A 14,025-nucleotide genomic window follows, 5' to 3' on the forward strand; every position below is an offset into this window, starting at 1 on the left:
GCGTTCAGTCGCGAACTTCAGAGACAAGGATTTTGTCCACGCGCCTGCCGTCGAGATCGACGACCTCGAAGCGCCATCCATCTCTCGTGAAGCTCTCCCCCAGGTCCGGCAGATGTTTCAGCTCCTCCAACACCAGGCCGGCCACGGTCTGATATTCGAGATCGTCCTCGAGCTTGAGGTTCAGGAACTCGGCGAATTCGTCGATAGGCGTCCAGCCGGAGACGAGATAGGAACCGTCGTCTCGACGAGCGATGGCCTGCTCATCGACCGGTCCCTCCTGCATCGCGCCCATGATCGCTTCCAGAATGTCGCCCGACGAGACAATCCCTTCGAAATGGCCGTATTCATCAAACACCAGCACCATGTGAACAGGCGATTTCCTGATCGCTTCAATGACGTTGGTAGCGGTTGCAAGGTCCGAAACGACCGGGATGTCCTGTGTCAGAGCCTTGATGTCGGCGCTGCCGTGTTCGGACATCGAGTCGTAGAAATCCTTGACCGGAAGGATGCCGATCACCTCGTCGGAACTGCCTTTGCGAACCGGCAATCGAGACCTCTTCGTCCGGTGCAGCTGCGCCCGGATTTCATCGAGGCTGTCGTCGATATCGATAATTTCGACGTCCCGCCGCGGCGTCATCAGCGCTCGGGCGGTGCGGTCCGCCAGCCGCATGACGCCGGAGATCATCGCGGACTCTTCGCTCTCGATGACGCCCGCCGACTGCGCCTCGGCCAGAACGGTCTTGATCTCTTCGTCAGAGACGTTATCGCCGGCTTTTCCTGTCTGGCCGAGCAGCTTGAGCATCAGATTTCCCGAGGCGTTGAGAAGCCAGACGAGAGGCAGCGCAATTTTTGAAAGCATCGCCATGGCGGGTGCGACCCTCGCCGCAACCGCTTCGGGTTCCCGCAATGCGATCTGCTTTGGAACAAGTTCGCCGACGATCAGGGAGAGATAGGTGATAGCCACGACGACGGAACCGACGCCGATGGCGTCAGCAGCCGTCGATGACATCCCCTGCGCCTCCAGCCATGCTGTCAGGCGGCCGCCGAGCGTGGCCCCTGAGAAAGCGCCGGAGAGAACACCGACCAGCGTGATGCCGATCTGAACCGTGGAGAGAAAGCGACCGGGGTTTTCGGCAAGTTTGATGGCTTGAGCTGCACCCTTGCTCCCATTGTCGGAGAGAACCTTCAGGCGTGCCGTTCGAGAAGACACGACGGCGAGCTCAGACATGGCGAGCACACCATTCAGGATGGTGAGAAACGCCACAATGCCAATTTCCAGAAACACAGGGACCCTATTCGTTGAGGTTTTAATGCCGCATACGGCAAGGCGGCGGGGCTTTCGCAGAGACGCTATATATGCGCATCACCCATCGGCAAAGCTTTCTGTGAACTCGGCTGGGTACGAGGCGAGGCAGACATCGCAACACCGTCTACAATCGGCGCCGGCATCTTCTGCGGCGGCTTTCCGGTTTGAGCGGGCGGAGCTTGTACTGGATGGGTCGCTATCAGGCATGGCGCAATTTTGGCGGTGAAAAGGGCCCGGCGCAAGAGGCGCTGGGCGAATTCCCTATAACGTCTTGATGTGACAGTTTCGAAAACGGCGGCGAACATGCCTTCTGGCTGGGAATTTCGGGGCAATTCACATGTCTGCGTGATGCCGAAGACGCTCGAACGCACCGGCATCACGCTCTCGAACCGTCAGGCCGCCAGAATGGTGATCCCATAAGCATTGGCGGCGGCCGTCAATCCGGGCGATGGTCTCGGGCGAGGGGGCTTTCAGCGGCTCGCTCGTGCCTTCCGCTTCGATGAATTCGGCCATGTCGCGATCGACGATCGCCGAAAACACCGCCGGAACGGTTCCGCGGTTGGCATAGCCATGCACCATGAAGGGCGCGATCGTGACGATGTCGCCAGCACCTGCCTCGATCTCTTCCGGGCCGTTATCAGTCAGCCGCCAGATCGTCAAACGACCCTCGAGAATGCGGAATACTTCCGGGCTTGCATGCGCATGTCTCGGCGTCCGGCTGCCGGGTGGTACGGTGACGTCGAAAATGTTGAGCCAGGTTCCGCGGATACGGATCTGTCGTTCGATGCGGTCGCCGAGGACGAAAAAGCGTTTCGCCTCTTCGCCGGCAGGCTTTGTCACAAATGAGTTGGACATCATGTCTCTTTCTTCTTCTTACAGGCTCTTTCCAGCGGGCGCAGCCGTTAGACCTTTGCGCGACCTTTGACAACCGCCCCGTTGCGGGGGCAGATCGCCGAATCACGCGACAACATACGCCTTATCATGGCGTCGCGGCTGATATCGGTGTGGCCGGCAACTTCCGCAAGGCCCGGCAACGCCTCGCCGGCTGCGTGGAAATGACCCGGATCCTGTAATGCCGCCGACACGGAAGCGGCGCATAGACCAAGGCGAACCTTCCGGCCGCCACCGGCCGGCAGGGCCCCGTTTCCTCACGAAAACCGCGTAATCACGCTGGTCCCCGTGCCCTCGGCCTTGTCGAGCGCCATCAACGCCGGTACGGCCTCCTCCAGGCTGATCCGCCGTCCGATCAGCTTCTGCGGCGCGATCTTGCCGGCTGCCAGCATCGACAACATGGCGTCGTAGCGCCAGGCCTGCATGCCGTGGCTGCCGTAGATTTCGAGCTCGTTGCTGATCACCTGGGCCATCGGGATTTGCGGCGTGGCATATTCGCCGAGCATCAGCCCCACCTGGACATGCCGGCCGCGCCGGCGAAGGTTCTTGATCGAGTTGAAGCATGTGGCGGGATGGCCGAGCGCGTCGATCGAGACATGCGCGCCGCCCTTGGTGATCTCGCGCACCGCCTCGGCCACGTCGGCAACGCTTGAGGCATTGACCGTCGCCACCGCCCCGCACTCTCTGGCGAAGGCGAGTTTCTCCTCCGATATGTCGATGCCGATCGCATTGGCGCCTAGCGCGGTGGCGATCATGATCGCCGACAGGCCGACGCCGCCGCAGCCATGCACGGCGATCCATTCGCCGGGACCGGTGCGCGCATGGTCGGCGACGGCGCGAAACGAAGTGGCGAAGCGGCAGCCGAGGCTTGCCGCCGTCGCATCCTCGATCGTATCGGGCAGGTGCACCAGATTGGTGTCGGCATAATCGATCGCCACATACTCGGCGAAGGCGCCCCAATGGGTGAAGCCCGGCTGAAACTGGTTCGGGCAGACCTGCTGGTTGCCGGAATGGCATTCGCTGCAATGGCCGCAGCCGGAAACGAAGGGCACGGTCACCCGGTCGCCCACCTTGAAGCGCATCACGCCGCGGCCGGTGGCGACGACCCGCCCGGCAAGCTCGTGTCCCGGCACATGCGGCAGCCGGATATCGGGATCGTGTCCCATCCAGCCGTGCCAGTCGCTGCGGCAGAGGCCGCTGGCACCGACGGAGATGACGACGCCATCCTCCGTCGGGGTCGGATCGGGCAAGGTGCGGATTTCGGGCGCCTGCTCGAAGGCTTCATAATACATGGCTTTCATCGGCGTTCTCCCTTGCTGCTGTCCGGCGATTTCTCCCGATGATCGCATGCGCCAGCCCGCCATTCCAACAAAGATTCGATCATTTTTGCTGATGCACCCATCGCTCACGCCGCAGGTGTCGCGCACGAATGTTGCGGCCGGACGCCGTCACCCGGCATTTTCTTGCTTCCGTATTTCCGGCCGGGATTTGTTCTTGACCCGGCTTGCAAGCGAGGTTTTTGCTTTCCCGAATTCTGAAGGGAGAGCAGCAATGGCCGTCGATACATCACCGCGTTCCACCACCTGGACTCACGTCGACGGGGAATGGCTTCCCGGCAATCCGCCGCTGATCGGGCCGACCTCGCATGCCATGTGGCTCGGTTCCACGGTCTTCGACGGCGCCCGCTGGTTCGACGGCATCGCGCCCGACCTCGACCTGCATTGCCAGCGCATCAACCGCTCGGCGCTCGCCATGGGGCTGAAGCCGGTGAAGTCAGCCGAGGAGATTGCCGCACTCGCCTGGGAAGGCGTTGGAAAATTCGACGGTGCGACGGCGATCTACATCAAGCCGATGTATTGGGGCGAACATGGTTCGCCCGGCAGCATTGTCTCCGTCGATGCGGAATCGACCCGCTTCGCGCTCTGCCTGTTCGAGGCGCCGATGGGCGGTCATGGCGGCACCAGCCTCACCGTCTCGCCCTATCGCCGTCCGTCGCCGGAAACGGCAATGACCGAGGCGAAGACAGGCTCGCTCTATCCCAATAGCGGCCGCATGATCGCCGAGGCCCGCAGCCGCGGCTTCGACAATGCGCTGGTGCGCGATCTGAACGGCAACGTCGTCGAGACCGCCTCCTCGAACGTCTTCCTGGTGCGCGACGGCGTGGTGATGACGCCGGCCGCCAACCGCACCTTCCTCGCCGGCATCACCCGCGCCCGCGTCATCGGCCTGCTCCGCAAGGCCGGTTTCGACGTCGTCGAAGCAACCCTCTCGGTCGAGGATTTCCTCGCCGCCGACGAAATCTTCACGACAGGCAACTATTCCAAAGTCGTCGGCGTCACTCGCCTCGACGGCCGCAATTTCCAGGAAGGTCCCGTCACCCGCAAGGCGCTGGAGCTCTACATGGACTGGGCCCACGGAAGAAGCGAGAGCGAAGAGTGAGGGTGAGCAGCGGTTCGGCGCAGCCGAAGCAATCGATCCAGTGAATCGATTGCAGCTGCGAACGCCCGGAGCGCAAGCGCAGGGCCGGGGCGGTTCCGCCGGCAGAATTGAGATCGGGGATACCCCCCTCTGCCCTGCCGGGCATCTCCCCCACAAGGGGGGAGATCGGCAAGAAGCGATACTTCGCCCTAAGTTCACGATTCATGTGACGGCCAGTTGTTTGGGGAGGCCATCGCGCCCAGCCAATCTCCCTCCTTGTGGGGGAGATGCCCGGCAGGGCAGAGGGGGGTGCCATCCCACCCCCTCAGATCATCCGCTTCCGATGTTCCGCAAATCTCTCCGCCAAGAGATCGATAAACAGCCTTACCTTGGTCGGCAGATGGCTGCGGTTGGGGTAGACCGCGTTGATGGTGAATTCCACCGGCCGATAATCCGGCATGATCCTTATCAGCCGTCCTTCGGCGATGTCGTCGAACACGACGAAGCTTGGCGCCAGGAAGAGGCCGCGTCCGTTCAGCGTCAGGAAGCGCAGCATCTCGGCATTGTTCGAGACGACGTTGCCGCTGACTTTGACGCTCTCCTGCCGGCCGTCGCCATCCTCGAAGCGCCACTCATCGCCATAAGGGTAATAGGCGTATTGCAGGCAATTGTGATCGACGATCTCGGCCGGCTTCAGCGGGAGCGGATGGCTGTCGACATAGGACGGCGAGCAGACGAGCATATGGCGCCAAGGCGTCAGCTTGCGTGCGATGAGCGACGAATCCGGCGGCAGGGTGCGGATGACAAGGTCGTAGCCGTCCTCGATCATGTCAACCATCCGCTCGCCGACGCTGAAATCGACTGAGATCGATGGGTAGAGCTCCATATATTCGCTGAAGACAGGCAGCAGGAAACGCACGATGGAACCGCTGGTATAGACCTTCAGCGTGCCGCGCGGCGTCGTGCTCAACGCGCTTGCCGTCCGATCCGCTTCATCGAGTTCGGCGAGAATCTGCGCCGAGCGCTCATAATAATATTTGCCGGTTTCGGTGAGGCTGACCTTGCGCGTGGTGCGGTTGAGCAGCCGAACGCCGAGCCGCTCCTCCAGCGATTGCACATGATTGCCGACCATGGTGACGGACATGTTCAGCCGGCGCGCGGCCGCGGAAAAACCGCCGCATTCCACGACGCGGCCAAAAACTGCAAGGCTTGTCAGCCGATCCATATTGCCCTCGGATTATCCGCTGAGAGTTGATGATCCTTCCCGATTTAAGCAGATTATCAAAGTGAATGGCAGAGCGCATTTTCCTTCGCATCGAACAGGCCTCGCCTAAGCGGGGCGACAGACGAAGGAAAAGGACGATGGTCGAGCTACCCCGCAAGCAGGTTTTCGAAAGTGCTGGAGAGGCCGAGCGGATCTTGGCCGAGGAGGCCGCCAGGGCGCCCGCCGCCGAGGCACCCGCAACACCCGAGACCGGAACCCCGGTCGCGCAAGCGCCTGAAAAGACCGGCCGCCGGATGCTCAAGCGTGCGGTCATCGCCGCAGCACTGCTTGCCGGCGCCGCGTTCGCGGGCGATTTCGGCTATCGCTACTGGACGGTTGGCCGTTTCATCGAATCCACCGACGACGCCTATGTGAAGGCGGACTACACCACTGTCGCGCCAAAAGTTGCCGGCTATATCAAACAGGTTCTGGTCAACGACAACGACCAGGTCAAATCAGGCCAGGTTCTCGCCCGCATCGACGACCGCGATTTCCAGGCAGCGCTTTCGCAGGCGAGAGCCGACGTCAAGGCAGCCGAGGCCGCCATCACCAACATCGACGCCCAGATTGCCTTGCAGCAGTCGGTCATCGAACAGGCGAAAGCTACGGTCGACGCTTCGCAGGCCTCGCTGGACTTTGCCGTGTCCGATGCCGCCCGCTCTGCTCGCCTCATCACCAACGGCGCCGGCACCCAGTCCCGTGCCGAACAGAGCCAGTCGACCCGCGACCAGGCCGCTGCCGCCGTCGAACGCGACCGGGCAGCGCTCGTCGCGGCAGAGAACAAGGTGCCGGTGCTCCGGACTGAGCGGGAACAGGCGGCGGCCCAGCGCGATCGGGCTGCGGCCGCCGCGCACCAGGCCGAACTCAACCTCTCCTACACGGATATCGTCGCCGCCGTCGACGGCACGGTCGGCGCCCGTTCGATCCGCGTCGGCCAGTATGTCACCTCGGGCACGCAGTTGATGGCAGTCGTGCCGCTGCATGCGGTCTATGTCGTCGCCAATTTCAAGGAAACCCAGCTGACCCACGTCCGCCCCGGCCAGCCGGTCGAGATCAAGGTCGACAGCTTTCCCGACACGGCGATCAGAGGCCATGTCGACAGTGTATCGCCGGCCAGCGGCCTCGAATTTTCGCTGCTGCCGCCGGACAATGCCACCGGCAATTTCACCAAGATCGTCCAGCGCATCCCGGTCAAAATCGTCATCGACGATGAGGCTTTGAGCGGCCTGTTGCGCTCCGGCATGTCGGTCGAGCCCGAAATCGACACCAAGGCTGCCCAGACCGAGGCAGCGACAGGTGAGGGAACATCCGGTCACGCCGGATGATCCTGCCCGTTTTTGTCGAATTGTTCCCGATCATTCCCGAATGATCGCCCGTACCTCGTCATGAGAAGGCTTTCCGCGAGAGCCGGAAAGAGATCAGCCATGGCCACTCTTCAGATTGCCGCAAACAGCAATTCAGCTGTGCGTCCCGCCATCGCGGCGCCCGCCCAACCCGCCGCCATCAGCCCGCTGCGCATGTGGATGGCCGTCGTCGGCTCCACGCTCGGCGCCTTCATGGCGGTGCTCAATATCCAGATCGTCAATGCCTCGCTTGCCGATATCCAGGGCGCCATCGGCGCCGGCACGGATGACGGCGGCTGGATCTCGACCTCCTATCTGATCGCCGAGATCGTCGTCATTCCCCTGAGTGGCTGGCTGACGCGGGTCTTCTCGCTTCGCAACTACCTGCTCGTCAACGCCATCCTCTTCCTGATCTTCTCGGTCGCCTGCGCCTTCGCGGCCAATCTGCAGCAGATGATCATCCTGCGCGCCATCCAGGGCTTTTCCGGCGGCGTGCTGATCCCGATGGCCTTCACCATCATCATCACGCTTCTGCCCAAGGCCAAGCAGCCGATCGGCCTGGCGCTCTTTGCCCTTTCGGCCACCTTCGCTCCGGCCATCGGCCCGACGATCGGCGGTTACCTCACCGAGAACTGGGGCTGGGAATACATCTTCTACGTCAACCTGGTGCCGGGCGCGCTGATGGTCGGCATGCTCTTTGCTTCGCTCGACCGTGCGCCAATGAACCTGAAGCTGCTCGCCAAGGGGGACTGGCCGGGCATCGTCACCATGGCGATCGGCCTGGCAGCCCTGCAGACCGTGCTGGAAGAGGGCAACAAGGAGGACTGGTTCGGCTCCGATTTCATCCTCCGCCTGGCGGTTGTCGCTGCCGTCTCGTTGACGCTGTTCATCGTCATCGAGCTGAGGACTGCCCATCCGCTCCTCAATCTGCGCCTGCTGCTGCGCCGCAACTTCGGCTTCGGCATCGTCGCCAATTTCTTGCTCGGCATTGCGCTTTATGGTTCGGTCTTCGTGCTGCCAATCTATCTCACACGCATCCAGGGCTATAATTCCGAGCAGATCGGCATGGTCCTCGCATGGACCGGCATTCCGCAGCTGCTGCTCATCCCGATGGTGCCGCGCCTGATGAAACGGTTTGACGTCCGCCTGCTGATCGCCATTGGCTTCGCCCTCTTTGCCGCCTCGAATTTCATGAATGTGCATATGACCGGCGATTATGCGAGCGACCAGCTGTTCTGGCCGAACATCGTGCGCGCCGTCGGCCAGGCACTCGTCTTCACACCGCTTTCGGCGATCGCCACGTCAGGCATCGAGCAGGAGAATGCCGGTTCGGCCTCGTCCCTCTTTAACATGATGCGCAATCTCGGCGGCGCCGTCGGCATTGCCTCGCTGCAGACCTTCCTGTCGAAGCGCGAGCAGTTCCACTCGAACATCCTGACCAACTCGGTCTCCGTCTTCGAGGAAGCGACCCGCGATCGCATCGCCAGGCTGACGGCCTATTTCATGAACCACGGCGTCAGCGACCAGGCGCTCGCCAGTCACAAGGCTGTCGTTGCCATCGCGCTCAAAATTCGCAAGCAGGCCAATATCATGGCCTTCAGCGACACGTTTTTCCTGCTCGGCGTCGCCCTCGTCGTCGCCTTGCTGGCAAGTCTGTTGCTTCGCAAATCCGGTCAACTCTCCGGCGGCGGCGCGCATTAGAGCATAAGGAGGAGAACGCCATGACGTCCGCAATTCACGCTCCCGATCTCGATCGCTTGCAGCGACAGGCCGCCGGCAACGCCGTCAGTGCCGGCGCGCTGCTCTCGATCATCGAATGGCTCTCCGGCGACGAATGCCACGCGCTCGACGAAGCCGGACTCGTCTCCGGCCTCGGCCGCCGGCTTCAGGCCCTCGGCCTGCCGGTCGACCGGCTGACCCTGCATCTGATGACGCTGCATCCCGAGCTCGTCGGTCGCACCATTGCCTGGGCGCCGGGAGAGCCGGTCGAGATCCACGACCGCGAACATGGCGCACGGGTCGCGATTTCAAACACGCCGCTGCGCAAGGTCATGGAAACCCGGGAGCCGCTCGTCGTCGGCCCCGGCGAAAGCGTGCATGGCCGCTGGCAGCATATCGACGTCTTCGCCGATCGCGGTCTGATGCAGCTTGTCATCGCGCCGCTCTGCAATATCGACGGGCCGGTCGGCGCCGCCGTCTTCGGCACGAGGCGACCGGTCGGCTTCACAGCCTCCGAACGTCAGGTGATCGAGCGCATTCTGCCGGCGCTGCGAAACACCAGCGAGCTGCGCATTCTTCGCCAGATCGAACTCAGCCTGCTCGACACCTATGTCGGTCCGCTGACCGCAAGCCGGATCTTGGCCGGCCGCATCCGCCAGGGCGAAATCGAATCGATGGAGGCCGCCCTGCTGCTTTGCGATCTGCGCGGCTTTACCGAGCTGTCCAATAAACTCGCCGGCAGCACCGTTCTTGGGCTTCTCAACGCCTATTTCGACCGGGTCGTCCCGGCGATTACCCGGGAAGGCGGCGAAGTGCTGAAATTCATGGGCGACGCCGTGCTTGCCTTCTTTCCCGGTTACGCTGCGGCCCATGCCTGCGGCGCTGCCCTGGCATCGGCCCGCGCCATCCTCGATGAGATCGACCATTTCCAGTACGAAGGCATCGGCGTGAAGGCCGGCATCGCCCTGCACTATGGCGAGGTCAGCTACGGCAATGTCGGTTCAGGCCGGCGTCTCGATTTCACCCTGATCGGCCGCGACGTTAACCTGGTCAGCCGCATCCAGACCGCCTGCAGTGAGTTGGGCGAGGTGTTGCTGATGTCGGAGCCGTTCCGCGAGAAAGCCGGGGCAGGGGATGTGATGTCGGTCGGGGTGCATAGGCCGAAAGGTTTTGCCGAGCCAGTGGAGCTGTTTACGATCGTGCGGTAGGTGTAAGCCCACCCCCCCTCTGCCCTGCCGGGCATCTCCCCCACAAGGGGCGAGATCGGCTGGGCGCGACGGTTTCCCCAAACAACTGCCCGTCACACGATTCGCAAATTGAGGGCGAGGCATAGCTTCTTGCTGATCTCCCCCCTTGTGGGGGAGATGCCCGGCAGGGCAGAGGGGGGTGCGACACCCGACGAGATACCAACCCCACCCTCCCTTGCATAAAACGCATGGCAGGTCTGCCCGAAACGGCTTCGTCTTCCCCCATCTTTTCGCCATAGTGGCGCCGGAATTCCGTAGGCCGGGAGGAGGAGCTTATGACTGTGCTGTTCGACGAACAAGGCGAGATCATCCGCCAACTGGGTGTCGCCGCCGAGATCGACCCTGAGCGGGAGATCGAACGGCGAACCGCTTTCCTCAAGGATTATCTCGTCGGCTCGGGCATGCGCGGCTACGTCCTCGGCATCAGCGGTGGCGTCGATTCGCTGACGGCGGCTTTGCTGGCTCAGAAGGCCGTGCGCGAGCTGCGTGCTGGCGGCCACGCGGCCGAGTTCATCGCCGTACGCCTTCCCTATGGCGTCCAGGCGGACGAGGCCGATGCGGAGAGGGCGCTTGCAACGATCGGTCCCGACCGCTCGATGGCGGTCAACATCAAGGCGGCGGCGGATGCGATGCTGGCGGCGGCACAAAACGGCGGCCTCGCTTTCGCCGATGCCGGCCGGCAGGATTTCATTCTCGGCAACATCAAGGCCCGCCAACGCATGATCGCCCAGTTCGCTTTGGCCGGCGCGCTCGGCGGCCTCGTCATCGGCACCGATCATGCCGCCGAGGCGGTCATGGGTTTCTTCACCAAATTCGGGGATGGCGCCGCCGACATCCTGCCGCTCGCAGGCCTCAACAAACGCCGGGTGCGCCTGCTGGCAAAGCGGCTCGGTGCGCCTGATGAGCTTATCTTCAAGGTGCCGACCGCCGATCTCGAAGACCAGCGGCCGCTGCGCCCCGACGAGGAGGCCTATGGCGTTTCCTATGACGAGATCGATGATTTTCTCGAAGGCAAGCCGGTCGGCGAGATTGCCCGCCGCCGCATCCTTGCCGCCTATCGGGCGACCGCCCATAAGCGCGCGCTGCCGGTGGCCGTCAACGCGCTCTGAGGGGCGCGCTCAGGGCTGCACCGGCGAACCCGTCCAATTCGACGAGGCGAGATAGGCATTCGGCGCAAAATAGACGCCGTCAACGTCGAAGGCTTCGAGATCTTCGGCCCGCAGCGCTTCGCGCACCTTCGGGCGGGCCGCCACGCGGGCCATGAAACCGTGCAGCGCCGGCCATTGCTTGAGATTGATCTGTGTCCAGGGCGACCAGTTCAGGCAGACGAAGAGGTAGGCGTCCGCCACGCTGAAGGCCTCGCCGGTCAGGTAGGGTCCGGCAAAGCGGCCGCTCAGCCAGGAAAGCCGCTTTGCGACCTGGGCGCGGATCTGCTCATGCACGCTGGCATAAGCCGGGTTGAACAGCAGTACCATCGGCTTGTGCAGTTCGGCGGATATGAAATTCAGATAGGATTGCACCTCGTTACGTCTGATATTGCCGACCTCGGGCAGCATCGCTGCGCCTTGCGGCACGCTGTCGGCGATGAACTGTGCGATCGCCGGTCCCTCGGTCAGCACCTTGCCGTCGTCGAGCATCAGCGCCGGCACATAGCCGTTGCCGTTGATGGCGAGATAGTCCTTGCCGTCGCTCGTCCGGTGGGTCTCCCTGTCGACCTCGACGAGCTCGATATCGAGCCCGAGCTCCCGGCAGACGATATGCGGTGAAAGCGAGCAGGCCGCGGCGTTCATATAGAGTTTCATGGCAATTTCCTCTCTCATGCAGGCGGTCGACGCCGCCTGTTCGGTATCATTGAACATCTGTACTGTTTCGCATAAAATAGCCTTCGTCAAGAATTTAATGCGAAACGGTACAAAATATGAAGGATGAGAAGAAGCGCGGCCGCCCGAGGGCTTTCGACGCCAAGGCCGCGCTCGGCAAGGCGAGGGACGTCTTCTGGGACCGGGGCTTTGCCGCCGCCTCGCTCGATAATCTGAGCGCTGCGACCAACCTCAACCGCCCGAGCCTCTACGGCGCCTTCGGCGACAAGGAGGATCTCTATCTCGATACGCTGGAGGCCTATCGGCAGGACGGCATGAATGTGCTGGCGGAGGCGCTCGATCAGTCACTTCCGCTGCGCGACAATCTCGCCCGCGTCTACGCCGGCGCCCTGAATATCTATCTGCATGGCGAAACCGCCGCCCGCGGCTGTCTGCTGATCGGCACGGCGACCGTCGAAGCGGTCGAGCGTGAGCGGGTGCGCGAGGTGCTCGGCCGCAGCCTCAGCGATTTCGACGGCGAAATCGAAAAGCGCATGCGCCTTGCCGTCGAACGCGGCGAGCTTCCCGAGAGCGCCGATCCGCAGATGCTGGCAAGGCTCGCCTCGGCCGTCATGCATTCGCTGGCCGTGCGCGCCCGCGCCGGCGACAGCCGCGAGACGCTCGAGGCGATCGCCCGCTCAGGCGTCGATCTGATCTGCGGACGTTCCTAAGCTGAGCTTGGTGCCTTCTGATCCCGCGGCCGCACCAACCAGGCATAAGCGGCGCCGGCGAGAAGCAGCACCGCGGTGCCGAGGAAAACCGCCCGCATGCCGATATGGCCGCCGACAAAGCCGCCGAGGATGGGACCGGCCACCTGGCCGATATATTGCGAGGACACGGACAGGCCGAGAATGCCGCCGGCCGCGCTGTCCGGCACGCTGTGGCGGATGACGGCGGTAATACAGGGCAGGAGCCCGCCTAGCGCGGCCCCCATCAGGAAACGCAGGACGATCAGCTGCCAGGAGCTGGTGACCAAGGCCTGCGGAATCAGCAGCAGCCCGGCGACGGCGAGCGCGCCCGATATGACCGGCCAGTGGCCGATCCTGTCGGCCAGCCTGCCGAGCCAGGAGGCGGAAAGAATGCTGCCGAGCGCGGCCGCCGACATGACGAGACCCGAGATCATCGTCACCTCAGTTGCGACAGGCACGATCTGCGCGACATAGACGGTGATGATCGGTTCGATCGACATATTGGCGAACATCAGCAGCATGCCGGTCGCCAGCATGGCGACGACAGGGCCTTTATCGGGAATGGATATCCAGCCGCCGCTGGCCTTGGCTGCCTTCTTGCGGGCGGGCGACTTCTCCTCCCTGATCAGCAGGGCGGTGGCGAGAAAGGCGAGGAAGATCATCGCCCCGGCCGCGAGAAACGTGCCGCGGATGCCGATAACAGGCGGCAGCACCCCACCGATCAGCGGCCCGACAAGATTGCCGGCCATGATGCCGGAAGAAAGCACGCCGAGCGCCCAGGCCGAGCGTGCCCTCGGCGTCTGCGTCGCCACCAGCACCATCGAGCCGGAGGAGTAGCCGCCGGCAAGCCCAACGAAGAGGCGCAGCGCCACCAGCTGCCAGACATTGCCGGCCATGCCCATCAGCGAGATCGCCAGCGTCATGCCGAGGCTGGCGCGCACCAGCATCAACTTGCGGCCGTAAATATCGCCGAGCCGCCCCCAGAGCGGCGCGACGAGCGCGGCGGCCAGGAAGGTGGCGCCATAGGCGATGCCCGACCATTGCACGATCGCCGCATGGTCGGCCACGCCGAGCTCCTCGACATAAAGCGGCAGGAAAGGCAACAGCAGCGTCATCGCCACGATGGTGGTGAAGGAGCCGATCAGCGAGACGGCGAGGTTGCGCTTCCAATGGATCGAGCCTGCCTTGACGCTCGTCGCGTCCAATTGCGTATCGGTCATTCCTGCCTCGGCGTCGATCACGCGGCGCAATTGCGCCGAAACTGGATCATTTGAGGTAAATGTGCTAGA

Annotated in this window: 11 protein-coding genes and 1 pseudogene; 6 read left to right on the top strand and 6 right to left on the bottom strand. The window is 63.2% G+C overall.

The genetic code is table 11. The features are described from left to right. Positions 1–4: 4 nt before the first annotated feature. The 3 genes and pseudogenes from B5E41_RS17195 to B5E41_RS17210 form a co-directional block, all read right to left on the bottom strand. Positions 5–1,285: a hemolysin family protein gene (locus B5E41_RS17195; protein WP_088395350.1), complete on the bottom strand. Its 1,281-nt coding sequence runs from the start codon at positions 1,283–1,285 to the stop codon at positions 5–7. A 413-nt stretch (positions 1,286–1,698) separates the two neighbouring features. Continuing rightward, positions 1,699–2,164, bottom strand: a pseudogene (locus B5E41_RS17200) (cupin domain-containing protein). 290 nt (positions 2,165–2,454) lie between these two features. Next, a complete protein-coding gene (locus B5E41_RS17210; RefSeq protein ID WP_088395352.1) occupies positions 2,455–3,498 on the bottom strand; it encodes a zinc-dependent alcohol dehydrogenase family protein in 1,044 nt (347 codons plus the stop codon). Between the two features lie 250 nt (positions 3,499–3,748). Between B5E41_RS17210 and B5E41_RS17215 the strand changes: the two genes are divergently transcribed. After that, the gene (locus tag B5E41_RS17215; protein ID WP_088395353.1) at positions 3,749–4,636 is read left to right on the top strand and encodes a branched-chain amino acid aminotransferase; all 888 of its coding nucleotides are present in this window, start codon (positions 3,749–3,751) and stop codon (positions 4,634–4,636) included. A 304-nt stretch (positions 4,637–4,940) separates the two neighbouring features. Here B5E41_RS17215 and B5E41_RS17225 read toward each other — a convergent pair whose 3' ends face one another. After that, entirely contained in the window at positions 4,941–5,840 is a 900-nt protein-coding gene (locus B5E41_RS17225; RefSeq protein WP_088395354.1) for a LysR family transcriptional regulator, read from the bottom strand. Between the two features lie 137 nt (positions 5,841–5,977). Here B5E41_RS17225 and B5E41_RS17230 point away from each other — a divergent pair, with 137 nt between their 5' ends. From B5E41_RS17230 to nadE, 4 genes are all read left to right on the top strand, one after another. Beyond that, positions 5,978–7,204, top strand: a complete 1,227-nt coding sequence (locus B5E41_RS17230) for an HlyD family secretion protein (protein WP_088395355.1) — start codon at positions 5,978–5,980, stop codon at positions 7,202–7,204. 99 nt (positions 7,205–7,303) lie between these two features. After that, entirely contained in the window at positions 7,304–8,923 is a 1,620-nt protein-coding gene (locus B5E41_RS17235) for a DHA2 family efflux MFS transporter permease subunit (RefSeq protein ID WP_088395356.1), read from the top strand. Positions 8,924–8,943: 20 nt separating this feature from the next. Continuing rightward, on the top strand, positions 8,944–10,149 hold the full coding sequence (locus B5E41_RS17240; RefSeq protein ID WP_088395357.1) for an adenylate/guanylate cyclase domain-containing protein: 1,206 nt from the start codon (positions 8,944–8,946) through the stop codon (positions 10,147–10,149). Between the two features lie 314 nt (positions 10,150–10,463). Beyond that, complete coding sequence (gene nadE / locus B5E41_RS17250; protein WP_088395359.1) at positions 10,464–11,297, top strand: ammonia-dependent NAD(+) synthetase; 834 nt, start codon at positions 10,464–10,466, stop codon at positions 11,295–11,297. 9 nt (positions 11,298–11,306) lie between these two features. Here nadE and gstA read toward each other — a convergent pair whose 3' ends face one another. After that, positions 11,307–11,990, bottom strand: a complete 684-nt coding sequence (gene gstA / locus B5E41_RS17255) for a glutathione transferase GstA (protein WP_088395503.1) — start codon at positions 11,988–11,990, stop codon at positions 11,307–11,309. Between the two features lie 116 nt (positions 11,991–12,106). On the opposite strand from gstA, the gene B5E41_RS17260 reads away from it, so the two are divergent. Next, positions 12,107–12,718 carry a TetR/AcrR family transcriptional regulator gene (locus B5E41_RS17260; RefSeq protein WP_088395360.1) on the top strand — a complete coding sequence of 204 codons (612 nt, stop codon included), beginning with the start codon at positions 12,107–12,109 and terminating at the stop codon, positions 12,716–12,718. Here the strand turns inward: B5E41_RS17260 and B5E41_RS17265 are convergent. Continuing rightward, positions 12,715–13,956 carry a multidrug efflux MFS transporter gene (locus B5E41_RS17265; protein ID WP_088395504.1) on the bottom strand — a complete coding sequence of 414 codons (1,242 nt, stop codon included), beginning with the start codon at positions 13,954–13,956 and terminating at the stop codon, positions 12,715–12,717. The two genes, B5E41_RS17260 and B5E41_RS17265, sit on opposite strands and share 4 nt — an antisense overlap. Between the last annotated feature and the right edge of the window lie 69 nt (positions 13,957–14,025).

Origin of the sequence: Rhizobium esperanzae (genome assembly GCF_002204185.1) — a bacterium.
GTDB lineage: Bacteria > Pseudomonadota > Alphaproteobacteria > Rhizobiales > Rhizobiaceae > Rhizobium > Rhizobium esperanzae.

Bases quoted from the DNA above. Each gene is read 5' to 3' on its own strand.
- B5E41_RS17265 (WP_088395504.1), bottom strand. From the start codon at position 13,956: ATGACCGATACGCAATTGGACGCGACGAGCGTCAAGGCAGGCTCGATC.
- B5E41_RS17230 (WP_088395355.1), top strand. From the start codon at position 5,978: ATGGTCGAGCTACCCCGCAAGCAGGTTTTCGAAAGTGCTGGAGAGGCC.
- B5E41_RS17240 (WP_088395357.1), top strand. From the start codon at position 8,944: ATGACGTCCGCAATTCACGCTCCCGATCTCGATCGCTTGCAGCGACAG.
- B5E41_RS17260 (WP_088395360.1), top strand. From the start codon at position 12,107: ATGAAGGATGAGAAGAAGCGCGGCCGCCCGAGGGCTTTCGACGCCAAG.
- nadE (WP_088395359.1), top strand. From the start codon at position 10,464: ATGACTGTGCTGTTCGACGAACAAGGCGAGATCATCCGCCAACTGGGT.
- gstA (WP_088395503.1), bottom strand. From the start codon at position 11,990: ATGAAACTCTATATGAACGCCGCGGCCTGCTCGCTTTCACCGCATATC.
- B5E41_RS17235 (WP_088395356.1), top strand. From the start codon at position 7,304: ATGGCCACTCTTCAGATTGCCGCAAACAGCAATTCAGCTGTGCGTCCC.
- B5E41_RS17215 (WP_088395353.1), top strand. From the start codon at position 3,749: ATGGCCGTCGATACATCACCGCGTTCCACCACCTGGACTCACGTCGAC.
- B5E41_RS17210 (WP_088395352.1), bottom strand. From the start codon at position 3,498: ATGAAAGCCATGTATTATGAAGCCTTCGAGCAGGCGCCCGAAATCCGC.
- B5E41_RS17225 (WP_088395354.1), bottom strand. From the start codon at position 5,840: ATGGATCGGCTGACAAGCCTTGCAGTTTTTGGCCGCGTCGTGGAATGC.